We start from the raw sequence: 17890 nt of genomic DNA, 5'->3' as shown, positions 1-17890 counted from the left end.
ACAAATTAGCAATCCGAATAGTCATCGGGGGCGTTCTTAAACTACCAGTCAAACAAGAACGTCCCCAACGACCACTTTTTCTCCGTCCCCAAGGGATCATTATTGGACCGTCGATGTTTTGGTAATGCCAGCGAGCGGTCACCAGAGCGAACAAATTGGCATGAAAAGAGGACGGCATAGACCTTCTGGTCATGCCGTCCTCTTTGAATGACAAGTTGTCGCTCTGGTGCCCGCGCAGCGTCGGCTGGTCCGCCGTTCGTTAGAACGGCGGAACGAAGGGCAGCGTCGAGTAGTTACGCGGTTCGTAGAACCGCGTAACTACCAAACTACATAAGCTCGCAGACAGCTGCTGCGAAGGCAACGGGGTCCTCGGGGAGGATGCCCTCGACCAGCAGGGCCTGATCGTAGAGCAAGCCGGAGTACTGCTTGATCTTATCGGCGTCGCCTGCCTTCTGGGCAGCGACAAGCTTGTCAAAGACCGGGTGCTTGGCGTTGAGCTCGAGCACGCGCTGGCTCTTGGGCATGCCGTTGGGCGCGCCCTCGGGCCCCTTCTGGAGCACCTTCTCCATCTCGAGCGAAAGCGGACCCTCGGTGGTGATGCAAGCGGGGGCATCGGTCAGGCGCGCGGAGACGGCAACTTTCTCGACCTTGTCACCGAGCGCCTCCTTCATAGCGCTAAAGAGGTCCTCGTTTTCCTTGGTGGCGTCCTCGGCCTCCTTCTTCTCGTCCTCGGTCGCCAGATCAAGATCGCCAGTCGCGACGTTCTTGAGCTCCAGGTGACGATCCTCGACCTCGGGCTCGGCACCGTCGGCAACGGCCTTCTCGGCAGCCTCGCGGGCGGCGTCGTCTTCGTAGATCTTAGGCATATCGGCGGCAACGTACTCACGCATAGCCTGGAACGTAAACTCATCCACATCCTGCGTCAGCAACAGCACGTCATAGCCGCGCTCGAGCACGCCCTTTACCACGGGCATCTTGGCCAAGCGCTCACGCGAGTCGCCGGCGGCGTAGTAGATGGCCTTCTGATCCTCGAGCATGCCCTTGGCATACTCGGCCAGGGTAATCATCTTCTGCTCCTTGGCAGACCAGAACAGTAGCAGGTCGGCGAGCTCATCGTCCTTCATGCCATAGCTCGAGTAGATGCCGTACTTAAGGCCGCGGCCAAAGTTCTCAAAGAACTTCTCGTAGGCCTCGCGGTCGTTGTCGCGCATGTCCTCAAGATCGGCAGTGATCTTCTTCTCGACACGCTTGGCAATGGCCTTGAGCTGACGGTTCTGTTGCAGCGTCTCACGCGAAATATTGAGCGTCACGTCGGCAGAGTCCACGACACCGCGCACAAAGTTGTAGTAGTCGGGCAGCAGGTCGTCGCACTTCTCCATAATCAGCACGTTGGAGCTGTAGAGCGCCAGACCCTTCTCGTAATCCTTGCTGTACAGATCGAACGGCGCGCGGCCCGGCACAAACAGCAGGGCGTCGTATTCGAGCGTGCCCTCGGCGTGGAAGCTGATGGTGCGCGCCGGATCGTCAAAGTCGTGGAACGTGGACTTGTAGAACTCGTCATAGTCCTTCTGCTCAACGTCGGAGCTGCGCTTTTTCCAGATCGGCGTCATGGAGTTGATGGTCTCGAGCTCCTGGTAGTCCTCGTACTCGGGCTTATAATCGTCGCCAGCATCCTCGGGCTTGGGCTTCTGGCGGCTCTTGGACACCATCATCTGGATCGGGTAGCGCACATAGTTGCTGTACTGCTGAATCAGGCTCTTGAGACCCCACTCGGTCAGGAAGCGATCGTAGGTCTCGGCCTCGCCGTCGGCGTCGAGCTTCTCGTTCTCGCGCAGCGTCAGGATGACATCGGTACCGTGCTCGGCGCGCTCGCCGTCCTCGATGGTGTAACCCTCAAGACCATCAGACTCCCACACGTGAGCGGTGTCCTCGCCATAGGCGCGGCTGACAACCTTTACGTGGCTGGCAACCATAAAGGCCGAGTAGAAGCCCACGCCAAACTGGCCGATGATATCGACATCCGAACCCTGCTGCTCGGCGTTCTCGGTCTTAAACTCCTCGGAGCCGGAATGGGCGATGGTGCCCAGATTGCGCTCGAGCTCCTCGGCGGTCATGCCAATGCCGTTATCCGAGATGGTAATGGTGCGGGCGTCCTTATCAAAGGAGACACGAATGGCCAGGTCGCCCTGGTCGAGTTTGACACTCGGATCCTGAAGGCTCTTAAAGTTGAGCTTGTCGACGGCATCGCTCGCGTTGGAGATAAGCTCGCGCAGGAAGATTTCCTTATTGGTGTAGATGGAGTTGATCATGAGGTCGAGCAGTTTTTTGCTCTCGGTCTTAAATTGACGCATGTGCAGTCCTTTCGCGCTACCCCCGTCCGCAAAAACGGCCCGGTTGCCCGAGCCGCATCGCAGACCTGCTATGTTCAGACTTAGATTTTATAACCCATTAGCGCGCATATATACATACGGAATCGAAAAACTGTATGTCCAAACGCTCCGATGCGCCAATTGCCAAGGAGTGTCCCCGACTGCCGGCAGGAAAGGAACGTCCCTATCTGCCATCTACGCGCTTGGCCATCCAAGCATGGGGCTGGCCCTCGTCTTCGTAGTCCACCGGCGCAATCTGCGTGTAGCCCGCCTTGGCATAGAGCGGCAGCACGTATTCCTGCGCATGCAGCTTAATGAGCTTGGCGCCGGCATCACGCGCGCACGTATCACTGGCCTCGACAATCTTGCTCGCCAGACCGCGACGGCGCATGCTCGGCAGCACGGCCACGCGCCCCATAATGTAGGTCTCCCCCGCCGCGACGCCTTCGTCCAAGTCGCACGCCGGCGACACCGGAGCCTCTGCGTCAGCCGCGCGCTCAAGCTCTTCGGGAAACACGCGCGAGCAACCGGCAAGCTCGCCGTCTACATAGAGCGTCACATGGATGCAGTTCGGATCCTCGTCGATAGCGTCGAACTCATTCTCGTAGCCCTGCTCGTCCATAAAAACGACGCGGCGCACCAACGCCGCGTCATCAAAGCATCCCGTCTTAAGTTGGATATCCATGGCTGCCCTTTCATTCAATGCGAACGTTAGGGACGGATTTTAGCGAAAATGAGCTCCGCGCACGCTAAACTTCGCGCGAGCCTTCGCCAGGCAGTCGTAATGACCCACATTATGGGCATCGCTCGCGATGAAGCTGTACAGGTTCTGATCGAACAGGCGCTGTGCCGGCTTTTTCTCGCGACCAAAGCGACCGCCGGCAATAAAGTCCGCCGAAGCCTGCAGCTTGCAGCCCATATCGACCAGGCGCTCCGCCACGCTTACATCCTTTTGAACCGCACGATAGCGCTCAGGATGAGCGATGATCACCTGGTAGCCACGGCACTGCAAATCGTAAATCGTGTTCTCGTACTCTCTAAACGCATACGCATCGGCATGCGTCGAAAGCTCGAGCAGAAACTCGTTGGTCCCATCGAAATGCAAGTGATCCGCGGCATCGATACCAAGCTCAACGAGCTTTCGATGGTTGACCTCGAAGCCCATCTGGAGCGGAAAACCGTCAGCGTTATCGCGCAGCAGCTCAAAGGCATCCCACATCTTGTCGTAATCAAAATAGGGATCACGGCAGTGAGGAGTGCAAACGATTCTGGTTACACCGGCCCGCTTGGCAGCCTCGAGCATCGCCAAGCTCTCTTCGAGATCGGCGGCGCCGTCGTCTACACCCGGCAAGATATGGCAATGAATGTCACGCATAGGTCAGCCTTAATCAACTAAACGTTTGCTCGGTTGGTGAAGATGCCCTTTTTGGAAGTGCCCTGATCGTCGGAGCCCTTCTTAACCTTCTTACCGTCCTTGGTGTAGTAAGAATAGTAGTACTCGCTGGTCTCGGTCTCACAGTAATTCATGACGGTACCGATGAGCTTGACCTTCTCGGACTTCTTAAGCTGACCGATGGCGTTGAGCGCCTCCTCGCGCTTGGTGAAATCCTCACGCACGACAAAAAGCGCACCGTCGGTCAGACTTGCGATCTCGGCAGCATCGATGAAGGTGCCGACCGGGGGAGCATCGAAGATGACGTACTGGAACTTGGCGGACAGTGCCTTTACCAGCTTGGCAAAGCGATGGGAGACGATGATGTCGGCAGGATTGGGAATGTGCGGCTCGGCATCGAGGAAGTAGAAGTTCTTCTGACCCGTCTCGACAATCGCCTGGTCGATAGAAACCTGCTCGGACAGGGCTGCATAGAGTCCGCCGCGGGAGCGGACGCCGAGCATATCGGCAAGGGACCTGCGACGCATATCAGCCTCGACCAGCAGGACACTCTTGCCGCTCGTGGCGATTGCCTGAGCAAGGTTAATGGAAACCGTAGACTTGCCCTCGTTGGGAATCGAGGAGGTAACGGTGATGGTGCGAATGGGGTCATCCACGCTCGCAAAGCGGATGTTGGCCAGAAGGGTCTTGGCGGCATTCTGCACAACGAGCTTATCGGTGTTCTTTGCCTTAGCCATGCCTATTTACCACCTTTCATAGCCGGAATTCGGCCAACAACGGGAATACCCAGGAGCTCTTCTGCCTCTTCGGCACCGCGGATGCGGGTATTGAGCATGTCTGCCAAAACGACATAGGCAACTGCGATAAAGATACCGGCGAGGAACGCGACGGCAATATACAGCGTGCGCTTGGGGCCGCTGGGGGCTTCGGGGGTCTTAGCCTCGTCGATAACGTTGATGCTCTGGGCAGCGCCGACGTTCTGAGCGACCGTACTCACCGAGCTGGCAATGGCCTTTGCGACCTCAGCCGTCTCCTTGGCATCGGTGCCGGTAACCGAAAGCGTAATGACACGCGTGGTGGTCTCGGAGGAAACAGACACCTTGTAGTCATCCAGATCGGTAAGGCCCAGTTCTTTGGCGGCGCCGCTCTTAACGCTATCGCTATCCAGCAGCGTGGCGATATCGTTGGAAAGCATCTGGCTCGCCGAGAGATCGTTGTAGCTCATCTGACCGCTATCGTCGGTCTTGGCGAGAATGTACATGCTCGTCGTCGCGGTATAGGTGTTGTCCATCGCAACGAAGGACACGATGCCCATGGCGATCGCGCAGACCACCGGAAGGGTGATGACCAGCTTGAGGTGCTTCTTCAGCAGCTGGAACAGTTCGAGAAGGGTCATGCAGCTTGCCTTTCATTTCCCCAGTTCGGATTGACAAAACTGTTCGTATGTTATCGCATCTTTTTACCGAGACCAAACTCTATACATAAGAAACAGGCTCTCCTGTAAAAATGTCGGAAGCAATCGTAAAATTGCGCAACAACGCCGCACCCGAAAGTCAAATGCGGCGTCTACATCAATATCTATGTTGTATCGCTATGCGAATGGCTCGTCCTGCTGCATGGGAAACGTCACCGTAATGGTGGTTCCCACGCCCAACTCACTCGACAGATCGAGCGTGGCGTGATGATACAGGGCCGCATGCTTGACAATGGCAAGCCCCAGGCCGGTTCCGCCGCGTGCCTTGGACCTACTCTTGTCCACGCGATAGAACCGCTCAAATACCTTGCCCTGTTCTTCAGGCGCGATACCGATTCCCGTGTCGGCGACAGCGAGGAACGGATGGTCTTCGTCGTTGGTGCCGCACTGCAACGTAACCGTACCGCCGGGTCGATTGTAGCGGATGGCGTTGCTTGCCAGATTATAGATGAGCTCGTCGATCAAGCGCGACACGCCTTCGATGACCACAGGCTTGGTCTCATGACTTATCGTCACATTCGCTTGACGGGCGACCTGTTCAAGACGCTGCTCAACCGCGTAGATCGCACGCGAGAGCTCAATAGGCTCCGTGGAACCAATGGGCACTGTCTCGCCTTCAGTCGCACGTTCGGCCTCGTCCAAGTTAGACAGCGTAAGGATGTCGTTGACAAGCGCTGCCAAGCGGCCCGCCTCACGATAGATGCGACCGCCAAAGTTGCGCAGGTCGTCCTCGCCCTCGACCATGCCATTTGCGATGAGCTCGGCATAGCCCGAAATCGCCGTAAGCGGCGTCTTGAGCTCATGGGTGATATTCGCCGTGAACTCGCGGCGCATACGGTCGTTGTCCGCTAGCACCGCCATTTGGCGCTTGAGTTCCTGGCGCTGCGACTCGATGCGCTCAAGCATGGGAACCATCTCGGCATAGGCGTGCTCATAGCTACGGCGTGGGTGATCCAAATCCACCTCTTGTAACGGCGCGATGATGGCACGGGACTCACGGCGCGCCATAAAAAACGAGAGTACTGCACCCGCTGCTGCGATAAGCAGCATCGGCGCCAGCATCGACAGCAAAATCGCCGCAACGCCAGGCTGGGCCTGCGCCAAGCGAACGACCTGGCCGTTATCAAGGGTGACGGCGCGATACAGCATAATCTCGTCGAGTGTAGAGCTTGCGCGCTCCGCGGAACCCGAACCACTCTCAAAGGCCTCGATGACCTCGGGGCGATCGCCATGGTTGGGCAGTGTGGAAGGCGACGCCTCGTTGTCGTAGGCAACAGATCCGTCCTTATTGATCAGCGTGATACGAAGATCCTCGCGATCGAGGCTTCGCAAGAACGGAATGGGCTCCTGTTGCTCGTCGAGGGCGGCAGCAATGAGCTCGGTTTCCTGCGCCAGATTGGCACTCGTGGCATCCGCCAAAGTGTTTTGCACAAAGAACGCACCCAGCACCGTAAACGCCACGATAACCGCCATGGCGCAGACAAAGATCGTCACAAAAACGCGGTGCGACAGCGTATGTTTTCCCTGGGGGGCGAAGACCACGGGTTACTCCTCCGATGCGGTGGCCGCGGTGTCGTCGCCTTCGGCACCATCACCGGCCGAAGGCTCGGCCAGGCGATAACCCACGCCGCGCACGGTCTCGATGGCGCTGGCATGCTCGCCCAGTTTTTGGCGAAGCGTCTGCACGTGCACGTCAACGGTGCGCGAACCGCCGTCGAAGTCCCAGCCCCACACGCTCTGCAGCAACGACTCGCGGGTAAAGACCACGCCGGGCTTGCGCATGAGGTACTCGAGCAGGTCGAACTCGCGCAGGGTGAGCTTAAGCGGCTCGCCGGCAACGGTCACCTCGCGATGGCTAGGCGAAAGCACGATGTCGCCCACGCTGAGCACATCGCTCGCCTGCTTGACCATGCCGCCGCGACGCAGCAGTGCGCGGCAGCGGCTCGCAAGCTCCATGAGCGAAAACGGCTTAGTCAGGTAATCGTCGGCACCGCCATCGAGCGCCATCACCTTGTCGAGTTCGGTGTCCTTGGCGGTAAGCATCATGATGGGCACCGTCGCCGTCAGGCGATCGGCACGCAGGCGGCGCATAATCGCCAAGCCATCGGTGTCGGGCAGCATGATATCGAGCAGCACAGCATCGGGCACCCGTCGCGCCACGGCAGCTTTAAACTCGCCATCGCACGAAAAGCCCTCGGCCTCGATTCCCTGCTTGCGCAGCGCGTAGACCGTCAAATCCCTGATGTTGTCATCGTCCTCGACGTAATAGATCATGTTGAACCCCTTTGCGGCCGATATGACCGCATCTTAACCCTAAAAGCACCTGTAAAAGACAGCGTCAGCCAAAACGCCCCGTCAAATAATCCGCCGTGCGCGGATCGGACGGATTTTTGAAGAGTTGCGCGGTAGGCGCGTGCTCCACCAGCTCACCCAGCAAAAAGAACGCAACCGAATCGGAAATACGCGCGGCCTGCTGCATGTTGTGCGTCACGACCACCAGCGTGCAGGTTTCCTTGAGCTCGCAGGCAAGCTGCTCCACCACGAGCGTCGACACGGGGTCGAGCGCCGAGGTCGGCTCGTCCATCAGCAGAATGTCGGGCTGCACGGCAAGTGCGCGGGCGATGCACAGGCGCTGCTGCTGTCCACCCGAAAGACCCAGGCCCGGCTCCTTGAGCTTGTCCTTGACCTCATCCCATAGCGCAGCGCGACGAAGGGAGTCCTCGACCAGCTCATCGAGCACGGCACGGTCGCGCACACCCATACCGCGAGGACCGTAGGCGACATTGTCGTAGATGCTCATGGGAAATGGGTTGGGGCGTTGGAACACCATGCCCACGCGCTGGCGCAAACGGCAGATGTCGCAATCGCCCAGGATATCTTGACCATCGAGCGCAATCTTGCCCTCGATGCGGCAATCCTTGATGCCGTCGTTCATGCGGTTAAAGCAGCGCAGCAACGTGGACTTTCCGCAGCCCGAAGGCCCGATGAACGAGGTGATCTGCTTGTCGCGGATCTTGATATTCACGTCCTTGAGCGCATGGTGGTCGCCATAGAACAGGTCGAGGCCCTCGACGTCGATGCGCGTCGGCGAGGCGGCAAGATCCTCTGCCGTGGGGCGAGTCGCATCCCCAACCTCGCGCTCATGCGCGGCCTCGGCCTGCGCTTCCATGAGTTCTTCAAGCTCCGTGGGCTCCACAGCCGCAGCAGCCGTCATACCGCACACCTCCATATCGATATCAATTCAGCAGTATCGATAGTAGGAATCGCGGCTCATACGCACGTGAGCACATTGTCAAGTGTTTGTAAGGGCACGCTAGCTATGCGGCGGGCAGCTCGATGGTGAATATCGTGTGTTCGGGCGTCGATTCGCATGCAACGGTACCGCCGTGTGCCGCGATGATCTCCTTGGCAATAGCAAGGCCCAAACCGGCACCACCGCGATTGGTCGCACGCGCCGCATCCAGGCGATAGAACTTCTCAAAGATTACCTTGAGCTTAGCCGCAGGGATAGGATCGCCCTGATTGATAAAGCGCACGCGCACGCCACCATCGTCTTGGCGCCTGGCCTCAATCGTGATAGTCGAGCCCTCGTAGCTATAGGCGACGGCGTTTTTCATGATGTTGTTGAACACGCGGGCCATCTTGTCGCCATCCACGAGCACCGTCAGGTCCTCGCGAATATCAACTTGGGCTTCCTTATGCTGCTCGTTGAGGATGGGATAGAACTCGTCAGCCACCTGAGCCAGCAGCAACCCCAGATCAACATAGCCGCGCGTGAGCACGATATCGTGGAAGTCAAAGCGCGTGATATCGAAGAACTCCTCGATGAGCGCATCGAGCCGGTGCGCCTTGTCGAGTGCCACGCCCGTAAAGCGCGCACGTTGCTCAACCGGCAGCTCAGGAGCCTCTTGCAGCAGCGAAAGATAGCCCACCACACTGGCAAGCGGGGTGCGTAGGTCATGTGCCAAGTACGTGACCAAATCGTCCTTGCGATGCGACTCGTCACGCAGAGCTTGCTGCACCTTGCGCTCACGGTCACGCACGCGGTTAAGGGCGCCCTCGACCTCCAAGAAGTCGCCGTCGATGTTATCCCAGGTGTCGGGGTGATCGATCAGGCGATCTTGAATACGAGCGGCCAGCACACAATCGGCATGCTGCTCGCCCTGCTCGTAGCCATGGTAGTACAGGGCGCGGCCGCAAAAGAACAGCACGCACACGGCAAGCGCCAGCACAAAGCCAAGCATGTTGAATACAAAGCCGGCATCGAACAACACCGGCCCTTCGATGCCGCCGAGCGCCATGGCGCCAATCGCCAACGTCATGGCCCACGCGGCACCGCCAATCACCACGCAACGGCGCACGATTTCGAATCGATCGATCAGCAAAAAGCCGACAAGCAGCACCGCTAAGACTCCGGCGATGTTGTCGATGCCAATCAGCAGCAGGCTCAGCAAAAAGAGCAGCACCGTCGCAAGCGCGCGGTTGTCGACGACTGCCCGTACGTATTCAAAGAGTCGATCGGGCACCTCGAATGCCTGCCTATCGTCTTTTGTCATATCCACTTCCCCACCATCAAAGGCGCTATTCGATTATGTAGCCGACGCCCCAGACGTTTTTGATAAAGCGCGGCTTTTGAGCGTCGTCGCCAATCTTTTCGCGCAGGTGGCGAATGTGCACCATCACCGTATTGTTGGAGCCGGGCATAAAATCCTCGTTCCACACCGCGCGGAACAGATCCTCCACGGCTACCACGCTGCCGCGATGCTCAACCAGATACAGCAAGATGGAATACTCGATGGGCGTGAGGCGTACCGGTGCACCGTCCACCGTTACGGAACGAGCATCGCGGTTGATCTCCAGGCCGTCGAGCTGGATGGTCGGCGACTCGGCCGCCTGCGAGCGGCTACCGTAGCTGGTGTAGCGGCGAAGCTGAGCGTGCACGCGCGCGATGAGCTCCAGCGGACGGAACGGCTTAACCACGTAATCGTCCGCGCCAAGCGAAAGGCCCTCGATCTTGTCTTGCTGGGCATCGCGCGCCGTCAGCATGATCACAGGATAGGTATGGCTGAAACGGATCGTACGCAGTAGCTCAAAGCCATCGATATCGGGCAGCATGACATCCAACAGTGCCAGATCGAACTCCTGCTCCAGGATTGCCTTGGCAGCATCGGCCCCGCTATAGGCAATCTGGACATCAAAGCCCTCTTTTGTAAGGTAGATACCAACCAGGTCGGCGATGGCTTTCTCGTCATCAACTACCAAAATGCGCTCGTTCATGCGTGCTCCTCTCGCGCTCCATTATGCCCGAGGCGACGCACGCCACACACAACAAGCGTGGGTGATTAAGTCGGCCTTAAGCACCCTTGTGCCCGTTCGGGAGCGGATGTGGGCCACGCACGCACGCGATGATCGCCGACGCCGGCAAACGATATACTCTAGTTCCAGAAGAGACCATCCCGTCGAAAGCGAAATCCGTGAAGTCCCTCACCTCTTTTGCAAAGCGCTCAGCCCAGCTTGCCGCCGGCTTTGTCTGCGCTATCGCCCTTGCCGCTGGCGCGCCCACCGTCGCCGGCGCCCAAGTGCTCACGACCGACAATGTTTGCGGCAAAACCGCCGATGCGCGCGGCATCACGGCCGAAAACCTGCCCGATATCGATGCGACCAATGCCCTCGTCATGGGCAAAGACGGCACCGTCTACTATGGGCGCGGCGCCGATGAGCAGGTCAAGATTGCCTCGATCACCAAAGTCATGACCGCAATCCTAACCGTCGAGAATTGCAAGATGGACGAGAAGGTCACGGTGAGCAACGCCGCAGCCACCGTGGGTAATTCGACCGCTGGCTTGCTCGAAGGCGACAAGCTTACCGTGGAGCAGGCACTGCGCGGCCTGATGATTCCCTCGGGCAACGACGCCGCCATCGTGCTCGCCGAATATGTGGGCAAGAAGATCGACCCTAAGACCAAAGACGCCGAGGCCACATTTGTGAAGGCCATGAACGAGCGCGCTAAGAAGCTCGGCTGCACCGGTACGCTTTTTGAAAACCCGCATGGTCTGAACTTTGATGAGTGGGCTGGCGATATGCACTCAACCGCACACGACGTAGCGCTGATGATGCAGGAGGCTATGAAAAACGACACGATCCGTGAGGTCGTAGCGAGCGAGGATTCCTGGATCGAGGTCACGGGCGCCGACGACACCGACCATTCGCATTCCATGGACACGCATAACTATTTGCTGGGCCAAGATGGCAACATCGGTGGCAAGACCGGCACCACCGACGATGCAGGCTATTGCTTTACGGGTGCCTACAACCGCGATGGCGACGAGATCTACACCGTCGTTTTGAACTCCACCACCACCGACCAGCGCTTTACCGATACCGCAACCCTTGCCAATTGGTACTACGGTCACAAGGTGACGGTCGCAATCGCCAACACGCAGGAAAAGACCGCCAACGGCAACCCGCTTATGGCACGCATTAGCCAGACCGACTGGACCGATAAGACGATCGACGCCACGCTCGCCGATCCCGCGGCTCAGACAACCGTGTTCTCGCTTGCCGACGAGGTGACCGAGAAGGTTAGCTACGACGACCTTTCGGGCACGGTGCACGTGGGCGACAAGGTGGGCAGCATCACGCTCAAGCAGGACGGCACCAAGATCGCCGTCATGGACCTAGTTGCCGACGAGGAAGGCGCAGGGCCGAATCCCATTGAATGGCTACTCGTGAAGCTCGATCGCTTGGGCCGTCGCATCGACAACCGCCCACTCACGGCAGAAAGCGAGACCGTCGCCAAGGCGCCCGAGGTGTAGGGCGCAAGAATAATAAGTCCACTGAAAGGAGGCGTCCGAAAGGATGCCTCTTTTTTTGAGGGTTCGAATCCCCAGCCTCCTTTCTCCGCACAAAAAAGGGCCCCAAATGGGACCCTTCTTTCAAGTCATACTGGCGGAGAGCTGGGGATTCGAACCCCAGATGCCCTTTTGGGGCATACTCGCTTAGCAGGCGAGCACCTTCGGCCTCTCGGTCAGCTCTCCGTAACAGCCGTTCTATAGTAACCAAACAGCCAAGGATGAGCAAGAGGAAATTTTCTAATTGCCTAGCAGCCTTTCCTTCTTGAAAGCTTCGCCTACCCCAGCGAGCGGTTGAGGGAGCCGAGCTCGTCGTTGCCCATGGTGCGCCACATTTGGAAGATACAACCGCGCGCCAGGAAAAAGAAACCGTTGTCGACCAGTTGCACAGCGGCATCTGCCAGCTGATTCGTCACGGCGGACACTGGCGGCAGCTCTAGTCCAGCCCTGTGGATGGTCTCGACCGCTTCCTCGAACGTCGGAGGCTCGCTGACGCCCATCTCGTTCATAAGGCCCTGCATTTCTTCCAGCGCGCTGCTGCCCGACTCCTCGCCGCGCGGCACCAGACGGTAACAAGCCAGCGCCAGGTCGAGCTGATCGCAATTCCAATAGGCAAACGCCAAGCGATAGAACAGGTAGCCGATTGCAGAACGATCGCTGGCAATACGTAGGCCGTGGCGCGCCACCTCGATAATCTCGTCAAAGCGCTCCAGACGCGCAAGCACGTTGATGAGCGCAAAGTGCGACTGCATGGACGAGCGCGCCAGATCGTAAAGATGGCGCACCTCGGGCAGTGCTCGTTCAAAGTCCTCTTGCTCGGCGTAAAAGCTGCAGATCTCGTGCTGGGCAAAGTACAGCGCATCGGGCGCACGAAGGATTCGCACAGAGCGGTCTTCTTCCAACACCGGTAGCACCATGCGCACCAGCTGGTTATCGCAAAACTGCGTTTGAACCGGACCTGTCGCCAAAAGCTCGGCGACGGCGCACTTGGCCTCCAACTCCTCGACAAGACGGGAAAAGCCTTCAAAAGCACCTGTACGGTCGACTTTTGCCTGCTCGCGCAATTCAACAACACGGGCCACGTATGGGTCGTCGTCCTCTTCCATGACCTCCAGCTCGTCAGCCGTATCGGCAAGCAGCAGATCGCGCAGCGCCGGCGGCAGCATGCGATGGTCATCACGCGGACGAGCATGAACCTCCGCCGGCTCAATCGTCTCCGGAGCGGTTGCCTCATATGCCTCAAGCACACGCTTGCACGGCATATCGTCCATGTCCATGCTCTCAAGATCCTTGGCGACAGGCACGCAATCGGCCAGATAGGCCGCGCGCCCAAAGAAATACGTTGCAACAACGCGCTCGCCCTGCTCACTGTCGGGAGCAGCAATCTGCACATAGCAGCGCGTGATGCAGGTGCCCGCGGCAAAACACGCTGCTGCAAGCGTGAGCGCCACGCGCGCATCGTGCTCCGCGGCCCAGATCGCACGCGCGTCCTCGTCCAACTCGCGCCAGGCGTCATCTTGAGCGTCGTATTCACGTTGCGGCATGGCATCAACGACAGACTGCCCAAACCGAACGAGCATGATCCCCTCGGCAACGTTTGCCCGATAGGTATAGTCGAGCCGCGTGACCACGTTAAGTGCCTCGACAATACGTGCGAAGCGGGTACGCACATCCCACTCACCGCCCGGCTGACAAGCCACCGTTCCCGGTTTGGACCACGGGTTGTCGCTCGAGGTTGTATCGAGCAGTCGGGGAACATCGTTGGTCGTCTTGGCGATATGCCACGAATCAAAGAGCGCACAGCCTTCAAGGCTCGGCGAGGATGCCGCGGGGACCAATCCGGCCCCGATGCGCTCAAGGATGCCGGAGAGGCGGTTGAGACGGCACTCGATGGCAAGCAGCATGTCAATCTCGTCCTGGTCCAGCAAGCTGCGATCAAAATTGAGATAGAACAGCTTTGACCGGTCGATGCGCGCTAGGCTCATTTCGGACTTGGCGGCAATGGTGCGTAGATGGGGCAAGTCGACCTCGCTCATAAGGGCGGCGGCATAACGCTCGATACCGCTCGGATTCTCGGCATGGTCAACGCGGTAAAGCAGCGTCTCGATAGCATCGGGGAGCGGTGCCGTGTTAAAGCCCAAAAACACCTCGACCGGCTCGGGTAACTTTACGAGCTTGATCTTGTCGACAACGTTTTGCATGTCCGCATCGAGACCGTCGACGCCCGCCGTGTTCGCAATAGCGCTTTCGGAGTTGGCAAATATCACGTAGCGCAAGAACATCGAGGCCATGAACTCGCCGTAAGGAAGGGCGCGGGTCGAATTCCATGTCGCGCGGTCGGACTGCTCGCGCATGGGGCCTTCGGGAGAGCCGGAAGTTTGTGCGCACGCGTGCATTGCACCGTTGGCTTCCCTTACCATAATCTCACCAATACTGGAATCCGACTCGTCAAGGACCAGTTCCATGTCGGGATCGTTGGGCAGCGGAGCCTCGCTAACGGGACGGTCCACCTTGTACACCTCACCCGAAACGCTTACGTAGCCCAAAAGCGACACACGACTTTTGCCAACGAATTCGACGACATAACAAGATTCATGCTGATCCTCGCCAAAGAGTTTCCAGACCACGCCATACGAGCGTCCCGCTGGCTGCTCGGGCATCGCCGGAAAGCGCTTCTTGGGATCGAGAAACCTGAGCTTGTATGTCGGACGCTCTGCCACGAAGTATCACCCTGATCGGTCGCTTGAAGAAGGAGTGGTCGCGAATTAGTCGCGACATCTACTCGGAATCTTACACGAGTCGACAGGAAATCGTCCGCTTTACGCCCGCGCCTCGACCGAGGTTCGAATCCATGCGGTGTTTACGTAAAAGAAAAGCCCCCGTTGCCGGGAGCTTTAATCTCAAATGGTGCGGCGTATAGGATTCGAACCTATGACGTTCTGATTCGTAGTCAGACCCTCTATCCAGCTGAGGTAACGCCGCAACTTGTTGATTATTATGCACAGGGACTGAATAATGGTCAAGCATTTTTTCAAAAAAAGTTATCGAATTTGATTTTTAATCATTTGATGCAGTCGATCGACTCGATACTTTCAAACACGGCGAAAGCAACTCCTCAAGTATGTCGACATATAAGAAAAGCCTCCATTACCGGAGGCTTTAAAGTTCAGTTGGTGCGGCGTATAGGATTCGAACCTATGACGTTCTGATTCGTAGTCAGACCCTCTATCCAGCTGAGGTAACGCCGCAACGCACGGATTATTATGCACGCGAGCCCCCGATGGGTCAAGCGACAATTAGAAAAAATTTTACGGAGTGATAATTAAGTTGTTCGTGCCTCGACCGAGGTTCGAATCCATGCGGTGTTGCCATAAAAGAAAAGCCCCCGTTGCCGGAGGCTTTCAATTTCAATTGGTGCGGCGTATAGGATTCGAACCTATGACGTTCTGATTCGTAGTCAGACCCTCTATCCAGCTGAGGTAACGCCGCAGCGCAAGACATATAAAACCACTTTAGTTCGTTAGAGTCAAGCAAAATCTCAAACTTTTTTTGCGCGGGCCGCAATTTGTCACGCTGCACCACAAGCATCAGCGCTTCTTGTGCGATCGATTGGCTTCTCAATCACATCGAACCCGGCGCCAAGCTCCCCCAAAAGCGAACGCACCCGTTGGGCGCAGTCGTAGTCGGCAAACGAGATACTCAGCATGCGCGCCACCTGGTTAGAAGTTCCCACCTCATAAAACCGCTCAAGCGCCACAAGCCCCTCGTGCGTCACAAAGGTCTCGACCACATGCGGCGACTCTTCATAGCACCATTGCGTCAATGGTCCCTCACTCGTCTGCCGAACCACCAAGCCACCCATACCCGACGGCTCGCACGTTACCAGCAGGTACTCCTCGCCCTCATCGCGCTGGAACAAAACAACCCGCTCGTCGAACAGCTCCATCACATCCCCTTTCTCTTGCTCTTAGTTAGCAAAAGCATAGCAGGTAGATGCACGTACACAGAACACTTGTTCGTGTGTTTTCTATCGAGCTGTCCACACGGCATGGTATAGCCGTACACAAAAAGGGCGCCCCTAAAAGGAGCGCCCTCGCAAATCCCCTATGCAGCCAAGTTACGCGACCGGCTCGATCTTCTCGAGGCCGCCCATGTAGGGACGCAGAACCTCGGGGATCGTGATGGTGCCGTCAGCGTTCTGGTAGTTCTCCAGAATGGCTGCCATGGTACGGCCAGCCGGCAGACCGGAACCGTTGAGGGTGTGCAGATAGCGCGAACCCTTGAAGTTCTCGGGGTCGCGATACTTGATGTTGGCGCGACGGGCCTGGAAGTCACCGCAGTTGGAGCAGGAGCTGATCTCCTTGTAGGCGTTGTAGCTCGGCAGCCAGACCTCGACGTCGTAGGTCTGACGGGCAGAGAAGCCCAGGTCGCCGGTGCACAGGCTAATCACGCGATACGGAAGACCCAGCTGCTGCAGCAGGAACTCGGCCTCGGCGGTCATGCTCTCGAGCTCCTTGTCGGACTCCTCCGGCTTGGCAAACTTGACCATCTCGACCTTGTCGAACTCGTGCTGGCGAATGATGCCGCGGGTATCGCGACCAGCGGAGCCGGCCTCCTCGCGGAAGCAGGGGGTGAAGGCGGTGTAGCGGCGCGGCAGGGTATCGGCGTCGAGGACCTCACCGGCGTGCAGGTTGGTGAGCACGACCTCGGCGGTGGGGATCAGGAAGTTGTCGCCCGAGACGTGATAGGCGTCGTCCTCGAACTTGGGCAGCTGGCCCGTGCCGAACATGGTCTGACGCTTGACGACGATGGGCGGCCACCACTCCTTAAAACCACGGCTGGTGTGCGTATCGAGGAAGAAGTTGATGAGGGCGCGCTCAAGACGGGCGCCGGCGCCACCGAGAACGGTGAAGCGGCTGCCGGAGAGCTTGTTGCCGCGCTCGAAGTCAAGGATGTCGAGGTCGGTGCCCAGATCCCAGTGCGGCTTAAAGTCGAAGTCGAACTCGCGCGGGGTGCCCCAACGACGGCGTTCGATGTTCTCGTCCTCGTCCTTGCCGTACGGCGTGGCCTCGCAAGGAATGTTGGGCAGGTGAGCCATGAAGTCGTACTGCTCCTGCTCGAGGGCGGTGCGGCGCTCGGCCAGACCGTCAATTTTCTCGTTGACGGCGCGCACGGCCTCTTTGGCGGCCTCAGCCTCGTCCTTCTTGCCCTCCTTCATCAGGGCGCCGATCTTCTTGGACTCGGCATTGCGCGTGGCTTGAAGTTCCTCGACCTCGGTGATGACGGCACGACGCTCGTCGTCGAGCTCAAAGAACTTCTCGCGATCCCAAGACGTCTGGCGGTTAGCCATGGCGACATCGATGGCATCGGGGTTCTCGCGAACAAACTTGATATCAAGCATTAGATCCTCCGGCGATATACATTCCATTTAGGTTGCAACCTTGTACATGTATGGGCAAGTATATACTTATGAGCGTTTACGACCCAACTCAACTACGCAAGAAGGCACCCAATGGACGCAGTTTTTTCCTTTTTGTTTGGCACCCGCACCGGTTTTGCCATCCTTTTCGCCGGCGGCATCCTGCTGTTTGCGATTATTGCCTTTGTAATGGAGAAGCGCACCCATAAGATGTATGTCGACCGCGGCCCCAAGTCCGAGGACGAAGAAGACAGCTTCTGGGACTAACCTGCCAAAAAGGGACAGGTTTATTTTGGTCGGTTTTATCTGGGCAAACGCAAGTGCCCCGCAACTGGAATTGAGCCAGTTGCGGGGCACTTTTCGCTAAAAGGACAAAACCGCAGG

The 17890-nt window shown here is 58.0% G+C and carries 15 protein-coding genes and 4 tRNA genes; 2 read left to right on the top strand and 17 right to left on the bottom strand.

The window, feature by feature from the left end:
- Positions 1–326: 326 nt before the first annotated feature.
- The 10 genes from htpG to DWZ52_RS04410 form a co-directional block, all read right to left on the bottom strand.
- Positions 327–2351 carry a molecular chaperone HtpG gene (gene htpG, locus DWZ52_RS04455; RefSeq protein ID WP_118384989.1) on the bottom strand — a complete coding sequence of 675 codons (2025 nt, stop codon included), beginning with the start codon at positions 2349–2351 and terminating at the stop codon, positions 327–329.
- Between the two features lie 202 nt (positions 2352–2553).
- Positions 2554–3054 carry a GNAT family N-acetyltransferase gene (locus DWZ52_RS04450; RefSeq protein WP_117637372.1) on the bottom strand — a complete coding sequence of 167 codons (501 nt, stop codon included), beginning with the start codon at positions 3052–3054 and terminating at the stop codon, positions 2554–2556.
- A 39-nt stretch (positions 3055–3093) separates the two neighbouring features.
- On the bottom strand, positions 3094–3744 hold the full coding sequence (locus tag DWZ52_RS04445; RefSeq protein WP_055250497.1) for a tyrosine-protein phosphatase: 651 nt from the start codon (positions 3742–3744) through the stop codon (positions 3094–3096).
- A 17-nt stretch (positions 3745–3761) separates the two neighbouring features.
- Positions 3762–4499 (bottom strand): CpsD/CapB family tyrosine-protein kinase, encoded by a 738-nt coding sequence (locus DWZ52_RS04440; RefSeq protein ID WP_118384988.1) that lies wholly within the window; start codon positions 4497–4499, stop codon positions 3762–3764.
- A gap of 2 nt (positions 4500–4501) precedes the next feature.
- Complete coding sequence (locus tag DWZ52_RS04435) at positions 4502–5158, bottom strand: YveK family protein (RefSeq protein WP_055250503.1); 657 nt, start codon at positions 5156–5158, stop codon at positions 4502–4504.
- A gap of 195 nt (positions 5159–5353) precedes the next feature.
- Positions 5354–6778 (bottom strand): cell wall metabolism sensor histidine kinase WalK, encoded by a 1425-nt coding sequence (locus DWZ52_RS04430; protein ID WP_118384987.1) that lies wholly within the window; start codon positions 6776–6778, stop codon positions 5354–5356.
- A gap of 3 nt (positions 6779–6781) precedes the next feature.
- Positions 6782–7510: a response regulator transcription factor gene (locus tag DWZ52_RS04425; RefSeq protein WP_089572665.1), complete on the bottom strand. Its 729-nt coding sequence runs from the start codon at positions 7508–7510 to the stop codon at positions 6782–6784.
- Between the two features lie 64 nt (positions 7511–7574).
- Positions 7575–8450 carry a phosphate ABC transporter ATP-binding protein PstB gene (gene pstB, locus DWZ52_RS04420; protein ID WP_199577000.1) on the bottom strand — a complete coding sequence of 292 codons (876 nt, stop codon included), beginning with the start codon at positions 8448–8450 and terminating at the stop codon, positions 7575–7577.
- Positions 8451–8553: 103 nt separating this feature from the next.
- Positions 8554–9792 (bottom strand): sensor histidine kinase KdpD, encoded by a 1239-nt coding sequence (locus DWZ52_RS04415; RefSeq protein ID WP_117776642.1) that lies wholly within the window; start codon positions 9790–9792, stop codon positions 8554–8556.
- Between the two features lie 25 nt (positions 9793–9817).
- Positions 9818–10513, bottom strand: a complete 696-nt coding sequence (locus DWZ52_RS04410; RefSeq protein WP_117799972.1) for a response regulator transcription factor — start codon at positions 10511–10513, stop codon at positions 9818–9820.
- A 197-nt stretch (positions 10514–10710) separates the two neighbouring features.
- Here DWZ52_RS04410 and DWZ52_RS04405 point away from each other — a divergent pair, with 197 nt between their 5' ends.
- Entirely contained in the window at positions 10711–12051 is a 1341-nt protein-coding gene (locus DWZ52_RS04405; protein ID WP_158572410.1) for a D-alanyl-D-alanine carboxypeptidase family protein, read from the top strand.
- Between the two features lie 131 nt (positions 12052–12182).
- Here DWZ52_RS04405 and DWZ52_RS04400 read toward each other — a convergent pair.
- From DWZ52_RS04400 to serS, 7 genes are all read right to left on the bottom strand, one after another.
- A tRNA-Ser gene (locus tag DWZ52_RS04400) sits at positions 12183–12273 on the bottom strand.
- A 92-nt stretch (positions 12274–12365) separates the two neighbouring features.
- Positions 12366–14807, bottom strand: a complete 2442-nt coding sequence (locus DWZ52_RS04395; protein ID WP_117816967.1) for a lipopolysaccharide assembly protein LapB — start codon at positions 14805–14807, stop codon at positions 12366–12368.
- A 185-nt stretch (positions 14808–14992) separates the two neighbouring features.
- A tRNA-Arg gene (locus tag DWZ52_RS04390) sits at positions 14993–15069 on the bottom strand.
- A 189-nt stretch (positions 15070–15258) separates the two neighbouring features.
- A tRNA-Arg gene (locus DWZ52_RS04385) sits at positions 15259–15335 on the bottom strand.
- Positions 15336–15499: 164 nt separating this feature from the next.
- A tRNA-Arg gene (locus DWZ52_RS04380) sits at positions 15500–15576 on the bottom strand.
- 79 nt (positions 15577–15655) lie between these two features.
- On the bottom strand, positions 15656–16033 hold the full coding sequence (locus tag DWZ52_RS04375) for a hypothetical protein (RefSeq protein WP_117816968.1): 378 nt from the start codon (positions 16031–16033) through the stop codon (positions 15656–15658).
- A 171-nt stretch (positions 16034–16204) separates the two neighbouring features.
- Positions 16205–17488 carry a serine--tRNA ligase gene (serS, locus tag DWZ52_RS04370; RefSeq protein WP_117563693.1) on the bottom strand — a complete coding sequence of 428 codons (1284 nt, stop codon included), beginning with the start codon at positions 17486–17488 and terminating at the stop codon, positions 16205–16207.
- A 111-nt stretch (positions 17489–17599) separates the two neighbouring features.
- Here serS and DWZ52_RS10005 point away from each other — a divergent pair, with 111 nt between their 5' ends.
- On the top strand, positions 17600–17773 hold the full coding sequence (locus DWZ52_RS10005) for a DUF6724 family protein (protein WP_168170424.1): 174 nt from the start codon (positions 17600–17602) through the stop codon (positions 17771–17773).
- The last annotated feature ends 117 nt before the right edge of the window (positions 17774–17890 follow it).

Origin of the sequence: Collinsella sp. AF33-16, from assembly GCF_003475325.1 — a bacterium.
Classification (GTDB): domain Bacteria; phylum Actinomycetota; class Coriobacteriia; order Coriobacteriales; family Coriobacteriaceae; genus Collinsella.
Note: the sequence above shows the minus strand (reverse complement) of the source record. Positions and strands in the feature narration are given on the sequence as shown.